This window comes from Kitasatospora aureofaciens (assembly GCF_019192735.1).
GTDB lineage: Bacteria > Actinomycetota > Actinomycetes > Streptomycetales > Streptomycetaceae > Kitasatospora > Kitasatospora aureofaciens_A.
In genome coordinates this window covers 283874-304356 of sequence record NZ_JAHTKP010000004.1, presented here as the reverse complement: position 1 = coordinate 304356, position 20483 = coordinate 283874, and the positions used below count along the sequence as shown (strand labels likewise).

Annotated in this window: 14 protein-coding genes and 1 pseudogene; 5 read left to right on the top strand and 10 right to left on the bottom strand. The window is 71.8% G+C overall.

The genetic code is table 11. The annotated features are described in order from the left end of the window. Positions 1-8: 8 nt before the first annotated feature. From KV557_RS07045 to KV557_RS07030, 4 genes are all read left to right on the top strand, one after another. Entirely contained in the window at positions 9-1280 is a 1272-nt protein-coding gene (locus KV557_RS07045; protein WP_218198851.1) for a phosphatidylserine decarboxylase family protein, read from the top strand. A gap of 48 nt (positions 1281-1328) precedes the next feature. Beyond that, entirely contained in the window at positions 1329-1691 is a 363-nt protein-coding gene (locus tag KV557_RS07040; RefSeq protein WP_218198850.1) for a hypothetical protein, read from the top strand. Positions 1692-2347: 656 nt separating this feature from the next. Further along, positions 2348-2737, top strand: a complete 390-nt coding sequence (locus KV557_RS07035; protein WP_218198849.1) for a hypothetical protein — start codon at positions 2348-2350, stop codon at positions 2735-2737. 18 nt (positions 2738-2755) lie between these two features. Then, positions 2756-3157, top strand: coding sequence for a hypothetical protein (locus KV557_RS07030; RefSeq protein WP_218198848.1), 402 nt, complete (start codon positions 2756-2758; stop codon positions 3155-3157). Positions 3158-3829: 672 nt separating this feature from the next. Here KV557_RS07030 and KV557_RS07025 read toward each other — a convergent pair. The 6 genes and pseudogenes from KV557_RS07025 to KV557_RS07000 all read right to left on the bottom strand — a co-directional run. Next, positions 3830-6529, bottom strand: coding sequence for a glycosyl hydrolase (locus tag KV557_RS07025; protein WP_374106601.1), 2700 nt, complete (start codon positions 6527-6529; stop codon positions 3830-3832). A 198-nt stretch (positions 6530-6727) separates the two neighbouring features. After that, on the bottom strand, positions 6728-8962 hold the full coding sequence (locus KV557_RS42305; RefSeq protein ID WP_256177021.1) for an exo-alpha-sialidase: 2235 nt from the start codon (positions 8960-8962) through the stop codon (positions 6728-6730). A gap of 91 nt (positions 8963-9053) precedes the next feature. After that, complete coding sequence (locus KV557_RS07015) at positions 9054-11423, bottom strand: hypothetical protein (RefSeq protein ID WP_218198896.1); 2370 nt, start codon at positions 11421-11423, stop codon at positions 9054-9056. A 164-nt stretch (positions 11424-11587) separates the two neighbouring features. Then, positions 11588-12487, bottom strand: a complete 900-nt coding sequence (locus KV557_RS07010; RefSeq protein WP_218198847.1) for a M56 family metallopeptidase — start codon at positions 12485-12487, stop codon at positions 11588-11590. Positions 12488-12510: 23 nt separating this feature from the next. Then, on the bottom strand, positions 12511-12873 hold the full coding sequence (locus tag KV557_RS07005; RefSeq protein WP_218198846.1) for a BlaI/MecI/CopY family transcriptional regulator: 363 nt from the start codon (positions 12871-12873) through the stop codon (positions 12511-12513). Between the two features lie 56 nt (positions 12874-12929). Then, positions 12930-13568, bottom strand: a pseudogene (locus tag KV557_RS07000) (MFS transporter); the annotation flags it as partial. A 178-nt stretch (positions 13569-13746) separates the two neighbouring features. Here KV557_RS07000 and KV557_RS06995 point away from each other — a divergent pair. Further along, positions 13747-14271 carry a M48 family metalloprotease gene (locus KV557_RS06995; RefSeq protein ID WP_308129794.1) on the top strand — a complete coding sequence of 175 codons (525 nt, stop codon included), beginning with the start codon at positions 13747-13749 and terminating at the stop codon, positions 14269-14271. Between the two features lie 201 nt (positions 14272-14472). Here KV557_RS06995 and KV557_RS06990 read toward each other — a convergent pair whose 3' ends face one another. From KV557_RS06990 to KV557_RS42300, 4 genes are read right to left on the bottom strand one after another with little or no spacing between them, the layout of a single operon-like run. After that, positions 14473-15966 (bottom strand): hydrogenase large subunit, encoded by a 1494-nt coding sequence (locus KV557_RS06990; RefSeq protein WP_305148973.1) that lies wholly within the window; start codon positions 15964-15966, stop codon positions 14473-14475. Next, entirely contained in the window at positions 15963-17138 is a 1176-nt protein-coding gene (locus KV557_RS06985; RefSeq protein ID WP_218198844.1) for a respiratory chain complex I subunit 1 family protein, read from the bottom strand. Before KV557_RS06985 ends, KV557_RS06990 begins: the two co-directional genes overlap by 4 nt. 4 nt (positions 17139-17142) lie before the next feature. Continuing rightward, entirely contained in the window at positions 17143-19155 is a 2013-nt protein-coding gene (locus KV557_RS06980; protein WP_308129793.1) for a proton-conducting transporter transmembrane domain-containing protein, read from the bottom strand. Continuing rightward, on the bottom strand, positions 19152-19523 hold the full coding sequence (locus KV557_RS42300) for an NADH-quinone oxidoreductase subunit B family protein (RefSeq protein WP_308129792.1): 372 nt from the start codon (positions 19521-19523) through the stop codon (positions 19152-19154). The genes KV557_RS06980 and KV557_RS42300 overlap by 4 nt, the downstream gene beginning before the upstream one ends. Between the last annotated feature and the right edge of the window lie 960 nt (positions 19524-20483).

The window sequence follows — 20483 nt, the reverse complement described above, 5'->3', positions numbered from 1 at the left end:
AGAACGACGTGAACCCCGATCTTGAGAAGGACATCGAGGAGCGCTACCGGAATTCGTTCGGCGTCGTCGCCGGCTATCTGCCGGAGAACCGGGCGGCGCTGGACGAGTGGCAGCTCGGCCTCATGCAGCAGGTCGCGGACGAGCGGGAGAAGGGTACGGAACTCCGTCCGTCCGTGAAGAACCTGCAGGATCTGATCGACAGCGACGGAATCGTCCGGATGTACGTCACCGAGATGATCGACCAGGTCCGGCCGGAGCACAAGAAGGGGATCCACACCATCCCCGACCTGCTCCAGGCCCTGAACGTGATCACGAAGACCGCGCCGGAGTACCGCCGGAACCCCCGTGACCGGAACTTCTTCCCCATGTCGTCCCTGTTCGTCTACATGATGATGACGCCGGCCGGCGAGGCGGCGTTCCGCAACGAGGACTTCAACGACGCGATCAGGGACATCCTGAAGGACTGGTGCGACTTCCTGGACAGGCCGGAGAGCCGTACCGTCCTGACCGAGGACGAGAACGGCTGGCTGTCGCAGGCCGCCCGGGAGCAGAACAAGCTCTACGAGTTCGTGACCGATCCTGACGAGCCGTACTGGGGATTCCGGAGCTACAACGACTACTTCCACCGGCAGATCAAGGACGAATTCCGCCCGGTCGCGGGGCTCGGCGACCCCAAGGTCGTCGTTTCGGCCAACGACGGAACCCTCGTCCGGTATGTGCGAGGCGTCAAGAGAAGTGACAACTTCTGGATCAAGGGCCAGCCGTATTCGCTGGTCAACATGCTGGACTCGGATGACTACACCGACCGGTTCATCGGTGGCGACGTGTTCCAGTCATTCCTCTCGGGCGCCGACTACCACCGCTGGCGCGCGCCGATCGACGGCATCGTCCGGATGCCGCGGGTCGTCGAGGGCCTGATGTTCAGCAACGCGGAGACCGCCGGCTGGGACACCACCGCCGGCACGAAGTCGCAGTGCTACCAGGCATCTGTCAACACCCGCGGGCTGGTCTTCATCGAGAGCAAAGACCCGAAGATGGGCATGGTCTGCGTCATTCCCATCGGGATCACCGAGATCTCGTCGATCACGATCTCGGTGAAAGACGGCCAACCGGTCGAGAAGGGCCAAGAGCTGGGCTACTTCAGCTACGGCGGCTCAAGCATGTGCCTGGTCTTCCAGCCCGGCGCGATCGACCACTTCACCGTGCCGCAGAACACCGGCGGTGACGACAACGCCGGCGCACCGATCTTCGTCAATTCACAGATCGCACTCGCCAGGTGAGGTGAGCCGGGAGAGCTGAGGTGTCACGCCGGGTGCGAGAATCCCGGCGTGACACCTCGCACCAGCGCACCGCCCTCGGCGGAGTCGGTACGGCCCCTGGAGCTCTTCTTCGACGAGCCCGACGGCGCCGGGGTCACCGCCGCCGTCAACGCCTGCGACCCGGTGGAGCGGGCCCGGTTGGACGCATCCGCCTGGGACCTGCTGTGCGCGCTCGACCGGCTCCGCCCCGACCTGGAGCCCTCTGTGTACATGGGGCGCTTCGATGCCGGCATGTCGCTCGCGCTTGGCGCCGGCTTCGGTTCACCGGGCTACGACGTCGAGGCGCTGCTCCAGCGGGCGGGCGGCGACCCCGCGCACGCTGCCGAACTGGTCGCGTCCGACCAGCCAAGCAATCCCAGACAAAGCAGCTGAGCCCCGGAACGGGCCTTCGCCCGTGAGTCGCGGACGAACCCTGGCTGACCGCAGCACCGGTTTCGTCGGCGACCTGGCGCTCACTCCCGACGGCAGCCGCCTGTACGCGCTGAGCAAGCCGGACGGTCACGCCGCCGTGGTCGGCCTCTCGCCGGAAGGACGCGGGCGCCTACCTGCAGATCGTCAACTTCTGATCGGAAGTGGCCCGTTGAGGGCCGCCGGCCGGGCCGGATCGGGCAACCGAACCGGCCCGGCCTCAGCCCGCGGTACTTTGGGCGGCCGGTCGGACGGCAGTAGCTCGGTCGTCACCAGGTAGGTGCTGACCCAAACCGCCGGGGCGAGCGCGGTCCGTCACGAGTAGGGGAGCAGCCGGTTGCCCTTCAGTCGGTCCTCGGGTCGCGGCCGGCCGCCGGGCGCCCCGGTGAGACCCGCACCGCTGGTCCTGACTGCGGGCAGTGCCGCCGGTACTCGAAGTCACGAGAGCGGGGCCCACGGGGTGGTGAACGCTCGGCCCGCCGGATCCGTATCCAAGGGAGGCACGTCCTCGCGAGCGGCACAGAGGCAGCGGTGGCCGGGGGCCGTCGCCTTACCCTGGAATCCTGATGACTTCCCCGTCAATCCGAATCGCACTGCTGGGGACTGCGGTGGTGTGTGCCGTGGCGAACGCCGTGGTCCACCTGATCCTCGTCCCCTCGCATCTGGAGGAGAAGCTCTACATCGGCGCCCTGTTCGTGGTCGGGAGCGTGGTGATGTTGGGTGTGGCCGTCGGTCTCGTCGTTCTCCGGCGGCCGGTCGGTGCCTGGCTGGTCGGGTCGGCGACCAGCGTCGGCATGATCGTCGGGTTCCTGCTGTCCCGCACGGTCGGACTTCCGGGCTACCACGAGGACGGCTGGGAGTTGCCGTACGGCCCGCTCTCGCTGGTCGTGGAAGCGCTGTTCGTCGTCCTGTTCGCGGCCTGGCTCGGCAGGGCCGATACCGTACGCGGCGCCGTGCCGCACCCTCGGGTCGTCCGCCGGATAAAGGCGCTGTCCGGGCGGTCCCGCTAACCGGGGCGCCGCCCCGCCTTGTCGGCGGGTGCACCGCCGCTACCCCGCCCGGGCGGCGCGCCGCTCGGACTCCAGGCGGACCGCGGCCGGCGAACCGGCCACCACCGCCTCCTACCGGCGGGCGACCGGCCGGGCCACCAGCGCGCGACGGTCGCCGTCACCCTGCTCCCGGCCCGCGGCTACAGCTGGGCCGGCGTCCTCAGCTCCGACCCGGCCGTCGCCGCCGTCACCGACACCCGCACCGACGCCGACGGCACAGGGCACGCCGTCGTCCACGCGCTGGCCGTCGGCACCGCACAGATCACGTCCTCCGACACCTACACTCCTGACCGCTTCGGCCCGCCCACCCCAGCTCTGGACACTGGAGCTTCACATCCGGTAGCGAAAGCCCCCGGGCGTGCTGCCCAACGAGCCGACTGACAAGCCCGGTTCAGCGGAATCGAGGGCTGTGTCGGGGGCCCGGGCCCCGGGTGGCCCGGGAGCTCGACGGCTGCTTCCGATTCAGCCTGCCGGGCGGGAGGCCGCGGGGCCGGGCCGGTGCTGGAGGTCGACCGGATTCTCCCCGTCGGCCGGGGGCGGCGTGGCAACAGGATTCATCGGCTGTCCGGGGGCCTGGCCCGGCGCGCTGCCCGGCGCCTGGGAAGGTGTCCTGCCTGGCGTGGTGGCCGGTGCCTGGGAAGGAGTCCTGCCCGGGTCGGAGGTGTGGCCGGCAGTCGGCGAGGGGGCGGCCGCTCCTGTGCCGGTCAAGGGCGAGCCCGGACCCGGCGTTGGCGCGGTGGGTTCGGTCGTGGGTGTGAGGCCGGGGGTGCTGGTCGGGGCCGTGCTCCGGGCCGGCGAGGTGGCCGGCGCCGGAGAGGCGCCGCCGCCGGACGTGCAGGCGCCGGCCATGAGGACGAGGAGCACGGTGGCTGCCGGGATGGCGGGGAGTCTCTTCACAGGTGGGTGTCTCCGCTCTCGTGGTGTCCACGCTTGGACGGCGGTGGCGGTGGCTCGGTTCCGGATCCGGCCGGCGGGCGCGGCGGTCCCGGGCACGCCGGTGCCCGGCCTGCTCGGGGTGAGCGGGCCGGGCACCAGTGCGTGCTACGGGTGTGATCAGTCCTGGGCGTTGTTGTCGCCGTCGAGGCGGCGCAGGTTGAGGGACCAGATGCCGCGGCCGAAGGTGGCGGCGTAGAGCTTGCCGTCGGGGCCGGTCTTCAGCTGCTGCACCGAGGTGGTGGGCAGTTCCTCGCCGAGGACCGAGAAGTCGGTCTCGCCCGGTGCGCGGTAGAACGCGGCCAGGTCGGTGCCGAGTGCCAGGCCGCCGTTCGGCAGGATCTTGACCGAGGTGGCCGGGACGTCGGGCAGGTTGGCGGAGACGTCGGTCCAGGTGGCGCCGCCGTCACGGGTCTCGAAGAGGTGACCGATGCCGGCGCCCGGGCCCTCGGTCCACGTGCGGGAGAAACCGTTGAAGGCGACGAAGACGTGCTGGGCGTCGTTCTCGTCGACCGCGAAGGACGAGATGTAGCGGTTGGGCAGGGCGCCGTCGACGGGAAGGTTGAGCTGGTGCCAGCCGGTGCCGTCGGTCTTGCCGACGGCGATGCCGCGGCTGAAGCCCTGGTTGTTGCAGGGGCCGCACCAGCCCGCGTACACGGTGCCGTTGACGGTGGCGACGGCGGTGGCGACGTGGCCGGCGCCCAGGTCGTACGCGGAGGTCCACTCGCTGCCGCTGCGGATCGCGAAGCCCTTGTTCTGGACCCAGACGTGCCGGCCGCCGGCGACCCAGGAGTTGGTGTTCTTCGGGTCGCTGGTGATCGGGGCGATGAATCGGGCGCCCGCGCCGCCGAGGTCCTTGTCGGGCGGGGCGATCTCCCAGGAGGTGGCCTTGCTCGGGTCGGTGTTCCCGGAGCCGTCGTTGACGGCGCAGTTCTGGGTGACCCACATGTCGAGGTAGACGTACTCCTCGGTGATGTTGCAGCCGTTGGCGGGGTCGACGATGGTGTCGGCGCCGTCGCCGCCGAAGTTGGAGCCCATGACCTTGTCGTGGGCGCGCAGGATGGACTCGCCGTTGTCCTGCAGGCCTCCGGAGACGATGACGCCCTTGCCGGAGCGGTCCGCCGGGTCCTTGCCGACGCCGACCGAGTAGTACTGCAGGGTGTCGATCGTGCCGTCGGCCAGCGACGTCCAGTCCTTGGCGTGACCACCCGAGTCGACCGCGCCGTTGACCGGGCGGCTGTAGATGCCGCCGTCGTTGCCCACGAACACGCTGGTCTTGCCCTGATATGTGCCGATGGCCACCGCGTGCTGGTCGGAGTGCGTCGTCGGCGAGCAGTCTCCGGTCTGCTTGGTGGGGTCGATGCTCCAGCACGGGAACGGGAAGTTCCAGTAGGGGCCGGGGACCGTCCAGGTGCTTCCACCGTTCTTCGTCTCCAGCACCTCCTCCAGACCGGCGTAGAGGTGGTCGGGGTTGGCCGGGTCGACCTGGAGGAACTGGTTGTACCAGGACTGGATGCCCGGCTGGTAGCCCGCGCCCTGCAGGGCCGAGCCGGAGCCCTTGATCTTGTCCTTGTCCGCGATCAGCGTCCACGGACCAAAAGGAGAACCGGACTTGGAGACGTAGATGCCCTTGAGACCGGTGTCCGGGTTGTGCGCCATGACGTCCGGGGACTGGTCGATGGCGTAGTAGCGCGAGCCGTCCGCCGAGCGGGCGAAGGTCACGTTGCCGACGTTCGCGGCGTCCGTGGGCAGGTCGCCGAGGGCGGCGACGCGCTGCCAACTCCCGTCCGCCGCCTTGCTGTAGAAGCCGTTGTAGGTGTCGCCGCCGCGCCAGCCGACCGCCAGGATCACCTTGGACGGGTCCTTGGGGTCGATGGCGATGTCGTTGGCGATGTTCTTGTACGGCGCGCTCGGGTCCTTGGCCTTCGAACCGCCGGGCAGGTAGTCGGGGTTGGGCGCGAACTCCAGCGTCCACGGGCCGGAAAGGTCGGTGGTGGAGTGGCTGAACACGCCCCGGCTGGTGGCAGCCCACACCCTGTCCCCGCCGAACCGCAGCGCGTGGATGATGGTCGACTCCAGCTCGGCGCCGCCCACCCGGTTGCCCGGCTGGAACTCGCCGTGCTTCGGGTCCGCGAGGAGGTACACACCCGTGCCGACGTACGAGGTGGCACCGGTGTTGGATTCGCCGGTGGCGTACCAGAGCCGCCCGGAGCCGTCCAGGTTCAGCGTGCCCGTGGACAGCGACGGCAGGCTGTCCGCGATCGGCTCCCAGTCCCCACCGCCCGTGCTGGAGCGGAACACGCCGCCGTTGGCACCACCGGCGTAGACGTAGCCGTCGTTGTCCGCGGCGATGCCGGTGATCCGGCCGGTCACCTTGCCGGAGCCACCGCTGGAGTTGGAGTTGACGTCGCGGTAGCGCGGGTCGTCCGAGTTGTACGGCTTGTTGGTGACGTGCTTCCACGTGCCGTCGGTGTGCGACATGTCCTGGAGCTGTGCCCAGGCCGCACCGTAGGCGCCGGGCGCGACCACACCGGGCGCGGTACGGGCCTCGGTGTACTGCGCGGTGCCCTCGGCTGCGTTCATGGCCTCGTCACTGCCGCCGTCCCCGCCGACATCCGCCTTGGCGCTGAACATCGGCGTGGCGGCACCCTTGCCCTGGACCTTCTTGGCGTGCTTCTGGCCGATCTCGCCCTGGTGCTGGGCCTGGTGCGGGCGCGGCTTGGGCGGCTCCGGCGCGGCGAGGGCCTGGGTGGTGGTCAGTCCGAGCGCGGTGAGTGTGACGGCGGGCAGCAGCAGCCGTCGGCGTTGCCTGTTGGGCACGATTGCGGGTCCTCCCCATGCGGCGGGGTCACGCGGTCACGCGGCCCCGGCGGAATCAGACCGAAGCCTCGCGGGTCGTAGCGGCGGCGTGAAGAGATCGCGCATAACGAATGCCTAAAACCAAATCAGTTAAAACTGTTCATAAGAGCAGAAGGCCCGTCCTGCCCGGTGGAATCGGGCAGGACGGGATGCGAACGATCAGCGGCGGATTGCCGCGGGAGTGCTTCGTTCCGAGTTGGGCGTGGTGAAGGCCACGGGGTCTGTGATGGAGGGAGTGATTCCGGCCCGGAGGGCGAGTCCGCCGGTCACGGTGTACATGCCCTCGTCGAAAGCCTGGCCGCCGGCCGGGGCCTTGCCGACCGCGAAGATCGCCACGGCCTTGCCGTTCACCACCGAGGTGGAGAGGTAGTCGCCGACCATCGCTCCCTGGGTGGTCGAGGCTATCTGCGACAGCGCCATGGGCCCGGCGACGGTCTGCGCGGTCGACCAGGTGCCGCCGCCGTCCGTGGAGGAGATGAAGCCGACCTCCAACTGGCAAGTGGAAGCGGTGCAGTTGGCGTTCGGGTAGAAGTAGTAGTACACGCCGAGCCTGGCCGTGGCGCCCGAGGTGGCGTGGTCGACGCCGAAGCCCGGGATGAAGTGGTCGGCCCCGCTGCTCGTCGGGTCGATCGGGATCCGCGTCACGGCGGACCAGGACGTACCGTCGGTTGACGTCGAGTAGACGATGTCGTTGGAGGAGCAGCGCGTCCGGAAGCGGCAGTCCTGCCAGGCAACGTACACCTTGCCCGCCGCGTCGATCTCGGCCGAGGGCAGGCCGTCACCGCTGCGCAGCGAGCCGGAGACCGTGGCCGAGGAGACATTGGCGACCAGCACCGAGGAGCCCCACGACGCGCCGCCGTCAGTGGAGGTGAAGGAGCGGACGGAGGTGCCGTTGGTGGAGAACGGCACGATGACGCTGCCGTTGGGCTGGACGAGCGGCTGGCCGCCGAGGCCGGCGTCCGCGCTGGCGGGGCTGGACGGAGTGGACCAGGTCGCGCCGCCGTCGGTGGAGGTCGACATGATGACCGCGTTGCCGGAGGAGGTGACGTCGACCTCGATGTAGCAGTTGCCGAAGTGCGGGCTGGAGGCCGTGTTGTCGCAGACGATCCACTCCTTGTCGTAGCCCCTGCCGTCGTTGCCGACCGCCAGCACCGGGTTCTGCCAGTTCACCCCGTCCGCGGAGCGGCTGACCGACACACCGGCGCCGTTCGCGGCGGCGTCGATGACCAGGCCGGTGATCATCCACGTGCCGTGCCGGGCGTCGTAGGCCACCGACGGGTCGGAGACGCGGGCCCAGCTGCCCCCGCCCTGGTAGGTGGTGATGCCGGGGAGCATGCCGTGCTGCCAGGTGGCGCCGCCGTCGGTGGAGGTGTTCCAGCTGATGTCGGAGGAGCCGCCGTCGGTGAACCGGCCGACCTGGGAGGAGGTGACGATGGTGTTGCCGTAGGCGAAGGTGTCCGGCTCGACTTCGGTGGCGTGCTGGCTGGTCGAGTTGGTGAACGGGTCGGCGCTGACCTGGACCAGGCCCGAGCCGGTGCCGTTGACGGTCAGCGAGAAGCCGGTGGTGTGGGTGGCCGAGGTCCCGGTGCCGGTCACCGTGATCGGGTAGGTGCCGGACGGGGTCGAGGACGCGGTGGTGACGGTGAGCGTGGACGAGCCGCCGGCCGTGACCGACGCCGGGTTGAACGACGCCGTGGCGCCGGACGGCAGACCGGAGGCGGAGAGCGCCACGCTCTGGGCGGAGCCGGCGGTCACCGCCGTGGAGATCGTGCTGCTCGCCGAACCGCCGGCGTTGACGGTGGCCGACGCGGGACTGTCGTTGATCGAGAAGTCGTTGGCCGCGGTGCCGCCGGTGATGGCGACGTCGTCGTAGAGCGTGTAGGTCGGATCGCCCGGGTAGTTGTCGTCCTTGCTGCTCAAGGTGAGCGTGTAGCCGTGCCCGGCGGTGAGCGGGGTGGTGACCTGCTTCCAGCCCGCGCCGTTGGTGCAGGTCTTGGGCAGGACCGTGGCGGTGGTGTTGGCGGTGGTGTCCTTGAGGGTGGCGATGGCCCAGTCATAGGTGACCGTGTCGGAGCAGAACACGTCGTACCAGAAGCCGAGTTGGGGGCTTCCGGACGGTGCCGTGAAGGACTGCGCGATTGACGAGGTGCCGTTGGTCGGCGAGGTGCCGCCAACCTGGGCAGCGTACGTCCCGCCGTGCGGGGAGCTGGTGGTGACGGTGGCAGTGCCCGTCGTCGTCCAGCCGGACAGGTCTCCGGTCTCGAAGCCGCCGTTGGTGATCGACGTGGCGGCCTGGGCGGGGCTCGCCGTCCAGGCCGCGCCGGCCAGGACGAGCGCGGCGGAGGCGGCGCCGGCCAGGACGCGCCGCCAGGTCGTTGTGCGCGGGTGTTTCATCCGGACTCCTTGCGTGGGGTGGGGAGGTACGGACGACGCGGGGCGGACCGCAGTCCGGGGGTACTGCGGTCCGCCCCGGTCAGGGCACACGTCAGGCGAGGGTGACGTCGTCGTACTTGGTGTACGTCGGGTCGGTCGACCAGTTGTCGTCGTGGTTGGTCAGGGTGAGCGTGTAGGAGTGGCCGGCCGTGACGGCGGCGGTCTTCTGGGTCCAGCCGGAGGAGGAGACACAGGTCTTGGCGAGGACCGTGGTGGTCGTACCGGTGGTGTTGTCCTTGAGGGTGGCCGTGGCCCAGTCGTAGGTGATCGTGTCCGGGCAGGTGACGTTGTACCAGAAGGACAGCGTGCTGGTGCCGGCCGGCGCGGTGAAGGTCTGCGCGATCGAGGAGTCGCCGTTGGTGGGCGAGGTCGAGCCGAGCAGAGCCGCGTAACTGCTGCTGTGCGGGCCGCTGGTGGTGACGCCGGTGGCCGGGCCGGTGGCCGTCCAGCCGGACAGGCTGCCGGTCTCGAAGCCGCCGTTGACGACGCCGCCGGTGGGTCCGCCGGTGACGGTCAGGTTGTAGGTGGCGGTGTGGGTCACGGAGGCTCCGGTGCCGGTCACCGTGATGGCGTAGGTGCCGTTGGGGGTGCTGGTGGAGGTGGACACGGTCAGCGTCGAGCTGCCGCCGGAGGTGACGGAGGCCGGGCTGAAGGAGGCGGTGGCGCCGCTCGGCAGGCCGGAGGCCGTCAGGTTGACCGTCTGGGCCGAGCCGGCGGTGGTCGCCGTCGAAACCGTGCTGGTGGCGGAGGAGCCGGCGGTGACGCTGCCGGACGCCGGGTTGAGCGACAGCGAGAAGTCGCTCGCCGGGGTGGTGCAGCCGGGCAGGGTGAAGGAGGAGATGCGGGTCGCCCAGTTGAAGTTGCCGGTGGCGGGCTCGTACTCGTCGGTGTACCAGAAGGTGCAGTCGTCGACCGGGTCGATCGCCATGGAGGTGTAGTCGCCCCAGCGGCTGTACGAGGTCTGCGAGCCCGCGCCGGTGAGGGCGGTGACCTCGCCCTGCGTCATCGTCCCGAGGGCGTCACCGGCGAGGCGGCCGGTGTAGCGGATGGACGGGTGCGTGCTGGACGAGGACTGCGAGTAGCCAAGGCCGATGTTGCCCGCCTTGTCCTGGGCGATCGAACCCATCCAGCGGTAGGTGGAGTCCGGGGCGTAGGTGCCCTGCTGGTACACCGTCGGGTTGCCACCGGAGAGCCGGAACTCGTACCAGCGCGCGCCCACCGAACTCCCGGCGGTGACCGAGTGGTTGACCACAAGCGATTCGTGGTCGCCGTAGTTGCGGTAGGCCAGGCGGAACATCAGCCGGTCGGAGAGCGAGTCCAGCTGCTGGGTGGTGCCGCCCTGCGGGATGCAGGTGCCGGAGGTGCCGCAGGCCGTGGTGTAGGAGGCGACGGTGAGCGAAGTCGGCCCGGTGAACGTCGAGTTGGCCGGGGTGGTCCAGTCGACGTGGAACTTCCAGTACGCCAGCGAGGTGTTGGTAAGGCCGAGGCCCACCAGGGTGGCCGGCTCACCGGCCGGCGGGGCGGTGGCGCCGTCCAGGTCGGAGGCGAGCAGGCCGCCGTACGAGGACGAGGTGGTGTAGCACTGCTGAGTGGCCGCGGCACCGGTCAGCATGCCGGAACGATCCATCGCGCAGACCTGGGCGTTCAGGAACGCACCCGCCGGGGTGAACATGTTGTACGTGATGTAGTAGCCGTCCGGCCACACCGAAAGCTTCGGGTAGTCCGGGAAGTCCGCGAACTGGAACGCGTACCGGTTGTACGTGCCAGTGGCGTCCGCCGTCGTGGAGACGGCCATGCACTCGTAGTACGGGCCGGAGGCGGAGCGGACGTCGGCGAACTGGGTGACCACCCAGCGGCTCGCCAGGGTGTCCCAACGCACCACCGCGTCACCGTCGTTGGTGGACTCGCAGAAGCCGCCGAAGCCGGACCACAGGGTGCTCGTGTTGGTCGGGGCGAGCACGGTGGCGCCGGTCTTGGAGTAGACGGCGTAGGCGGTGTTGACCGTCTCGACGATCTGGGTGGAGCCGACGGCGGCGTTCGGGTCCGGCGGCACGCCGGTGACCGAGTAGTTCGCCGAGCCTATGCCGTCGAAGCTCGCGCCGGTGGACGGGACGGACGGCCCGCCGGGCGTGCGCTGCACCACCGGGTCGGGGATGTGCGCGGCCGGCGGGTGCGGCAGGCGCACCTCATGGTCCCCGCCCTTGTGCTTCGGGCCGGGCGCGGCGGTCGCCGCCCGGGCGAGGTCCCGCAACGGGGCGGAGGTGTCGTGGTGGACGGCGGCGCCGGAGTCGGCGGACTGCCGGACGGGAGGGGCAGCCGGGGCCGCGTGCGCGGGGGAGGTTCCGAGCCAGAGCCCGGGCAGGGCGGTGAGGAGGGCCGCGAGCGCGGCGATCCGTCCTCTTCGCAGGGGGGAGCGTGACACTGAACATCCTTTCGACAGCTGGGGATCGCCCGACAGTTGAGGGGGTGAAGGACGTTCACGCAAAGGAGCGCGCGTGTTCGCAACTCGGAAGTCTGGCCTCGGACATGACATCGCACAAGATGTGCGACCAAATCTCACGTGTCGGCAACGCCGCCGTTACGGCCCTACAGCGCAAGGGCGTTGAGGCAGCGAACGAGCGCCACGCCGACGTCCGCCAGGGCAACGGAGATCGCGAACACCGCCCCGACAGCCGGCCAGACCCGGTGCCAGCGGCTCACCGGACGCTCCCCCTGGAGCGCGGCCACACGGGCGGTGATCCGGTGGCGCAGGTAGGCGAGGGCCGTGGGCGACGCCGGGAGGCAGGCGGTGGCGAGTGCGGCCCGAGCCAGCGCACGCGTGGCGATCCGACGTGAGGAGACCGCCTCGACCGCGACCTCGTCGGCCCATCGCTCGATGCCGAACGCGACCTCGTCCCGCAGCCGACCGAGCAGCGGATTGACCAACACCGCGAACTGCGCGACAGCTGCGTAACGGTGATGACGACATGTCAGATGAGCTCGCTCATGCGCGAGCAGGACAGCGCGTTCCTCGGCGGACAGCGTGCGCAGCATCCCTGCGGTCACCACGATCCGCCCCGGCCTGCCGGGCAGGGCATAGGCGTCGGCGTGCTCGTCGGCCACCACGATCAGATCGCCCGCAGCCGGGATCGCGCGCACCGGTCCCAGGACCCGCCGATCCCCGACGCGCCGCCACCAGAGGGACAGCAACCGCACGACGACGACACCGAGCACGGCCGCGGCCAGCACACCAAAGCCCCACGGCACCGGATCCGCCGCCGCCAGCACCTTCGGATCGCTGCGGAGACGCATCCGCACCTGCGGGACGTTGACCAGGCCTGCGACTGCCAGGGCGGACAGTCCCCACACGGTGGCCGTCCCGGCCGTCACGACGAGGCAGGTCAGCACGCGGACCGCAGCGGCCGGTGCGAGGTGACGCGAGACGGCCGGCCCCGCCACGGCCAACGCGGCGGGAGCGAGCAGCAGCAGGTAGACGGTGAAGTACACGGGCGGCTCCCCGCATCGAAGTCCTACTCGCCGGCGTCGAGCAGGTCTCGCAGTGCCCGTTCGTCCTCCGGGTCGAGCCCGGCGACGAAGTGCTGCAGGACCGCCATGCGGTCGGCGCCACGAGCCAGCGCCTGGTTCATCTGCGAGGCGACCTCGTCGGCCGGGCCTCGCCGCGGCACGTAGGCATGGGCCCGGCCGGACCGCTCACGGTCGAGCAGGCCCTTGGCATGCAGGCGGCCCAGCACGGTGAGCACCGTCTTGTAGACCAGCCCCGGATCGCCCAGCGCCTCGTGGACCTCAGTGGCCGTCATGGGGCGAGCTTCGGCCCACAGCACCGCCATGACCTCGGCCTCCAGCGCACCGTGCTCGCGTCGCCGCCCGCCCACGCCGCCCTCCCGATCCCCGCCACCGCACACCGTCGGATCCAACCGCGGTGGCGACTCTACCCGCCTGGTACGGCAGTGACCCGCCCCGGGCCGCCGCCGAGCACGAGATGCGCAAAGGCGAAGCACGTGCCCCAGCCCTGGCCCTTGGCGGCTGCTTCTGCTGTCACGGGTGATGGCTGTCCTGCCGCCCGGCCTGACTCGACATCAAACCACCACCGGCCGGCCGAGACGAGCTGGTGGTGCGCGGCCGTGGCGGAGGCCAGTGCGGTGGTCGGTCGCAGGAAGCTGCCCTGGCTCAGGCGTCGGGCGAGGTCGAGGACGGTCTGGCGGGCGCGGGGCAGCGGCGGCACGGCGGGCACCGCCAGCGCGACCCAGGCTGCGACGGCGGCGGCGAGGGCGGTCATGACGCCGAACAGCAGCGGCAGGCCGCCGGCCCAGACGACGACTCCGCCGAGGAGGGGGCCGGCGGTGTAGCCGAGGCTCTTGCAGAAGCCGTACGAGCCGAACGCGCGGCCGTGCTTGGCCGCCGGGTTGACCCGCGCCACGAGGGTCGAGGCGGCGGGCGAGAAGGCGGACGCCGCCGCACCCTGCCCGAGCCAGAGCAGCCCAGTGTTGTCGGCGAGGACGAACGCGGCGGAGGCTGCTGCGAAGGCGACGAGCCCGCCGAGCAGGACGGGGCGGGCGCCGATGCGGTCGGCGAGGGTCCCGTGGAGCCGGCGATCGAGGTGAAGGCGGCGTTGATGGTGTCCGAGAAGACGAGGGTGCCGGAGACGAAGGCCACGCCGAGGAGTACGGCGAGCGTGGGCAGGGCCATCCGGCCCTTGTGGGGACCAACTGGTCGTCGTCGACGACCCGGCCGCCGAGGCATACGCGGTGCCCGGGCTGCCGGGCCGCATCGTGGTCTCCACCGGCATGCTCGCCGCGCTCGACCCCGCCGAGCGCCAGATCCTGCTCGCCCACGAGCGCGCCCACCTGAGACACCACCACCACCTGTTCGTGGCTCTCGCCCAGCTCGCCGCCGCCGCCAACCCTCTGCTGCGCCCGCTCGCCGCGACCGTCTCGTACACCATCGAGCGGTGGGCCGACGAGAGCGCCACCGCCGTCGCCGACCGCCCCCAGGTCGCGCGCACCGTGGGCAAGGCCGCCCTCGCCGCCAAGCGCACCCGCACCCGCATCCCGGCCGCCGCCCTCGGTATCCTCGGCCGCCTCACGCCCAGCAGCTCCGGCCCCGTACCGCGCCGGGTCGCGGCCCTGCTCGCCCCGCCCCCGCGTCACCGCGCCCTCCCGTTCACCGCCAGTGCCGGCCTCCTGCTGGCCACCGGTCTGTGCGCAGCCGAGGCCGCCCACGACCTCGAATCCCTCCTCGAACTCGTCAAGCACGCCGCATCGCAAGGCTGAGCCGAGACGGGCGTGCGTCCAGCGGGATACCGCCCCGACCGTCGGGGCTGCCTGCAGGCCCGGCAGGCGTGACACCGGCCCAGAGCTGATGCGGAGCCTCGCCGTTACAGGGGGTCGGGGACCTGAGGTGTGGGCGGGTGCCTGTGGCGGCGGCTCGGCGCCAGGGCGTGTCTCCGGCGCGGCCGGGAGCGTCCGGCCGGGTCAGAGATCGTTTCCGGCGTAGGAGAGGTTGAAGCTCTTATTGGTGAGTGGGAAGTCGGGGACGATGGTGTCGGCGAGGGCGATGGGGAGGGCGGGCCAGTTGAAGAAGGACGGGTCGGCGATCTTGACCCGGCTGAGCAGGCCGTCGGGGGCGAGTTCGATGCGGGTGGTGATGGTGCCGCGCCAGCCTTCGGTGATGCCGACGCCGGAGCGGCGCGTGGGGTGCGGCGGTGGGGCGGGGTCGGCGACTCTGGGCCCGGTGGGCAGTTCGGTGGTGAGGTGGTCGATGAGGGTAAGGGAGTCGTCGGCTTCGAGGGCGCGGATGCGGAAGCGGGCGAGGACGTCTCCGGTGTCGAGGACCCGGGTGGTCAGCAGGTCGCCGAGGTCGTGGAAGGGGTGGGCGTGGCGGGCGTCGGTGGGCAGGCCGCTGGCGCGGGCGACGTAGCCGAGGCAGCCGAGGTCGTGGGCGGCCTGCGCGGACAGGATGGCGGTGCCGGTGAAGCGGTCGCGAACGGTGGGGTGGCCGAGCGCGAGGTCGACGAGGTCGCGGATGTCGGCGCGTACGGCGGCCAGTTCGGCGTGTTCGGGCAGGGCGCGGAGATTGGCACCGCCCAGGACGACGCCGCCGCGCAGCAGGCGGTGGCCGGTGACGGTGTGGTTGAGGCGCAGCAGGCGTTCGCGGATGCGCCAGGCGTGGGCGTTGAGGATGCCGTGCCCGACGTCGTTGCAGAGGGCGCCGAGGTCGGTGACGTGGTTGTGGACGCGTTCGAGTTCGAGGAGGAGAGCGCGGGCGCGTCGGGCACGCAAAGGCACCTGGACGCCGGTGGCGTCCTCGACGGCGAGGCAGTAGGCGAGGGCGTGGCCGACGGCCGTGTCGCCGCTGATGCGTTCGGTGAGGGCGAGGGCCTGGGCGGGCTCGCGGCCCTCGAAGAGCTTCTCGATGCCTTTGTGGACGTACCAGAGGCGGGCCTTGAGCTTGAGGATGGTCTCGCCGACCACGGAGAAGCGGAAGTGGCCGGGTTCGATCAGGCCGGCGTGGACGGGCCCGACCGGGATCTCGTACACGCCGGGGCCTTCGACGGTGAGGAACGGGAACGGCCCTTCGGGGGTGCCGAATTCGGGGGGCGGGCCGGCGTCGGGGCGCATCGGGTACCAGCCGCGCGGCCAGTGCGGGTGGCGGACGAGGCGGTGGGGCAGCGGGTGGTCGAGCGGGACGATGCCGTGCAGGTCGCGCATCTCGCGTTCGAACCGGCCGGCGGGGAAGGAGAGGCGGGCGAGGGTCGGGACGGCGGGGGTGCGGGCGTCGAGGCGGACGTGCAGTTCGGTGCGGGTGTCGGGCGGGCCCTGGACGAAGAGGTAGACCACCCGGATGGTGCCGGGGTCGTCGTGGTGGGCGGCGACGAGCGCGAGGCGGTGGCCGTCGTCGAGCAACCGCGCGGCGTGGTCGGGGAGTTCGCCGGGATCGAGGTCAACCCTGGTGCTGGGCACGGTCAGTGTCCTCCGATCGAGGCGGCAGCGGCGAGCAGGTCGGCAAGCGGCGCGGTGGTGATGCCGAGTGCGGCGCAGGCGAGGAGCCCGGCGAGCAGCGGCAGCCAGACACTGGCGCCGAACCGTACGGGCGTCGCGGGCTCGGGCGGTGGGCCGAGCAGCATCCGGGCGCTGCGGCCGGTCAGGGCGGCGAAGGCGACGAGTACCAGGACGAGGGCGACGGTGACGGCCCAGCCGAGGCCGGCGGCGAACCCGGCGCGGGCGATGGCGAGTTCGGAGGCGCCGGCGAGGAGCTCGGGCACCCGGAAGAGGCGGATCTTGGCGAGGAACACCTCGGCCGCCGCCAGCACCGATCCCAGCAGCGCCACCTTGGCGGCGAGCAGCACCAGGGCGAGCGCGAGGGCCGCCCAGCCGGTGCCGGTGGTGATTCCCCACGGGGTGAACAGCGCGGCGAGCAGGCCGAGCAGGACGGTGAGCCGCAGCTGCGCACCGAGTTCGATCAGGGCGAGGTCGGGGCCGGAGTACTCCAGCACCATCGCCTCGTGGATCATCGTCAGTTCCAGGTGGGTGGAGGGGTTGTCGACCGGCAGCCGTCCGGTCTCGGCGACGGTGACGGCGAGCAGGGCGACGGCGGCGAGCAGTCCGGTGGGAGTGGCGAGCCGGCCGGGGTCGTGGACGGCGCCGGAGACGATGTCGGCGAGGTTGGTCGAGCCGGCCGGGATGGACAGCGCGAAGACCGACATCAGCAGGGTCGGCTCGACCAGCGCCGCCACGGTCATCTCCCGGGAGGCGCCCATGCCGCCGAAAGCGGTGCCGGTGTCGAGCCCGGCGAGCGCGAGGGCGACGGTGCCGAGGGCGAGCAAGGCGACCACCACGATCAGGTCCGCGTGGCCGCTGACCGGCGTTCGGGTGGAGGCCAGCGGCACCAGCGCGGTGACCACGAGGGCGGTGGCGACCAGGACCAGTGGGGCGGTCCGGAAGGCCGGGCCCGTGCCGGTGGCCGTGACGGGCTGCTTGCGCAGTTGCTTGCGCAGGTCCCGCCAGGGCTGGCCGATGCCCGGGCCGGCCCGTCCTTCGAGCCGGGCGCGGACCTGGCGCATCAGCCCGGCCAGCCACGGTGCCCCTGCGGTGACCAGGCCGACCTGGGCGGCGACGGCCGCTGTGCCGGTCAGGTTCACCGGGTCACCGCCAGGGCGAGGAGCAGCACGACCAGGGCGGTGAAGCCGTACCCGAGATAGCGGTGCACGCTGCCGTCGGCGAGGCGCCTGGCCGCCCGTCCGGCGCGGGCGAGCGATCGCAGGACCGGGGTGTAGAGGCGGTGCTCGATCCGGTCGGGCACTTTGCGCTGGTAGCGGACCCGCTCGACCAGGTAGGCGGATTCACGCACGGGCGTGACGTCGACGTCCTGTTCGGGGGCGAGGACGTCGTCGAAGACGCGCTGCAGGGGTTCGGCGAAGGAGGTGGCGGTGTACTCCATGCGCGCGGTGGGCGCTCCGGCACCGCAGTCCCAGAGCGGGGCCTCGCCGCGGCGCGGCGCGCGGGCGAACGAGCGCAGCACCAGCAGCACGGCGGCCCGGCCGCCGCGAGCGCGACGGCGATCCAGAGGGGGGCCAACCGGCCGGTCAGACCGGACAGTTGAAGGTTCAACTCACCTCCGATGATGATCCGCCGGCTGTCGGTCCCGGTCGCCCCCACGGCCCGGCCGAGCCCGTCGGCGAGCGCGCCGGGCAGCAGGGCGAGCCCGGCGCACGCCGCGGCGCACAGGCCCATGCCCGCGAGCATCGTGCGCGGGCTCTCCCCCGCCCGCATGGCCGCCGCGCTGCGCGGGCGGGCGAAGAAGCCGACGCCGAGGGCCTTGACGAACGCGGCGGCGGCCAGCCCCGCAGAGAGTGCGATGGCGGCGATGGCCACCGGCAGCATCACGGCGGTCGTCACCCCGGGGACGGCGAGCCCGTGGATCAGGGCCTGAAGCAGCAGCCACTCGCTGACGAAGCCGTTGCCCGGCGGCAGGGCGATCGCGCCGAGGGCGCCGACCGCGAACAGCGCCGTGGTGACCGGCATCCGGGGGCGCAGCCCGCCGAGGCCGTCCACGTCGCGCGTGCCGGTGGCGTGCAGCACGGAGCCCGCCGCGCAGAACAGCAGGGCCTTGAAGGCGGCGTGGTTGACCACGTGCAGCAGGGCCGCGGCCAGGGCGAGGGCCGCCAGTTCCTCGTTGCCGCCCGCGTCGAACAGCAGCGCGGCGCCCACGCCGACCAGGACCAGGCCGAGGTTCTCGCTGGTCGAGTACGCCAGCAGGCGCTTGAGGTCGGTGGCCACGGCCGCCTGGACGATCCCGTACACCGCCGTGACCGCGCCGAGGGCCACTGTCAGCAGCCCCCACCAGCGCGGGCCGCCGCCCAGCAGGTCGAAGCCGGTGCGGATCACGCCGTACGCGCCGAGGTTCACCATCGCCGTACTCATCAGCGCCGAGACGTTGCTCGGCGCCTCCGGGTGGGCCCTGGGCAGCCAGGCGTGCAGCGGCACCGCGCCCGCCTTCGACCCGAACGCGAGCAGGGCCAGCACGAACACCGTTCCCCGCACGGCCGGTGACAGCCCGCCGGCTCCCGCGCGCAACGCGGCGAAGGTCTCCCCGCCGGCGCGAGCGGCGAACAGCGCCAGGGCGGCCAGCAGCGCGACCAGTCCCAGGTGCGTCATCACCGCGTACCAGACGCCCGCCTCGCGTACCGAGGCCCGCCGCCGGTGCTCGGCCACGACCAGGAGCAGCGAGGACGCGGCCCTCAGCTCCCACAGCAGCAGGAACGTCGAAACGCTCGCCCCGGCCGGGACCAGCACCAACGTCCAGGCGAACAGCGGCAGGATGGCCTGTACGCCCCTGCCTGCCAGTCCGTGCCGGGTGTAGCCGATGCCGTAGACGGCGGCCGCCACGATCACGCCGCCGGACACCGCGATGAACAGCCCGGACAGCGCGTCGACCGCCAGATGCACGCCCGCGAGCGGGAGCAGGTCCGGTAAGGACGCCGACCAGCGCTGCCCGCCCAGCGCGGCGACCCCGGCCGCCAGACCGGCGGCACCCACGCCCGCAGTGCACGCCCCGACGGCCGCCGGACGGGCGCGCTCGGGCAGCACCAGCCCGGCGGCGGTGCCGGCGGCGGCCAGGGCGCTCGCCGCCGCCAGCGCAGGCGCGATCGCGCTCACCGCCCGGTCACCCGGCGCAGGGCCTCGACGATCGCCGTCGGCTCCGGCGGACAGCCCGGCACCTCCAGGTCCACCGGAACGACGTCGGCCACCGCCCCCGCGACTCCGTAAGCCCCGGCAAACAGGCCGCAGTTGATCGCGCAGTCGCCGACCGCCACGACGACGCGTGGTTCTGGTGCCGCCTCGTAGGTACGGCGCAGCGGTTCGGCCATGTTCCGGGTCACCGGGCCGGTCACCAGCAGCACATCGGCGTGGCGCGGGGAGGCGACCAGCCGGGCCCCGTACCGCTCGGCGTCGTACACCGGGCCGAAGGCGCCGCCGATCTCGACCTCGCAGCCGTTGCACGACCCGGCGTCGACGTGGCGCACCTGGGCCGATCCGCGTAACGCGCGGGCGGTGGGCGGGGTTTCGCCCTCCGGGCGGGGCGGGGCGGGGCGGGCTCGGCGATCCGGCCGATCTCACGGATCCTGCGGGACAGGCTCATGACGGAACCCTCCATGTCAGCTGAGTGCATCATTTGCGACGGCGGCCCCGGCCGGAACGCGACAAGGCGCGCCACGCCAGGGTGCTCACCGGGGTTCGCCGGTTGTCCAGCACCTGGCTCCGGTGCGCCGGTCACTCGCCGAGGACGGCCCGGGCCAGGGACGGGAGTTCGGTAACGTGCGTGTTGCCTGCGAGCTCTGCGCCGACGCCTCGGCGCGCCCGGGGGCCGGGGTCTGTTCGCCGGGCGCCAGGACATCGGCCTTGACGTGGTACCAGGGTGGTCCGGTTACCCGGGGCCTACCGGCCCCCAGCAGTCCGCACCCCTGTGCGGCCCCATGGCCCGGCCACCCCGTGCAGGCGCCTTCGCCGTTCGCAACGACCGCATCGCCGACCCGCCCATCTCTGTACGGAAGCGTTCGCAGGCGGCCCCGCGCGTCCGAATCGCGCAGACAGAGCCGTTTGACAACTTGCAGAGATTTGCAACTTCCAAGCCCGGGAGGACAGCTGTGACGGCCCATGTCAGCCGTTCGGGGGATGCCTGCGACAGCACGTTTCCGGGCGGCCATCGCGTGACGACCTTAGCAGTTGCTAACATTGTCAATTGCATGCAAGGCCAGGAGGAAGAGTGCGTATCTCACCGGAGTGCCGTACGGCGGCGCCACCGGTTCCGTACCCGGTGCGGGGAGTGTGCCGCCCCGTGCCGGGCGGACGTGGCCCGTGCGGGTGCTGCGGACGCTCCCCTCTCCTTGCCGACCCCGCTGGTCGCGAAGGGTGCATGCCCGCTCGCCGCCGCCCCTGGAGTTGTGCCCGGGGGCGGCGGTGACGACAGGCATCACGAGTCGACC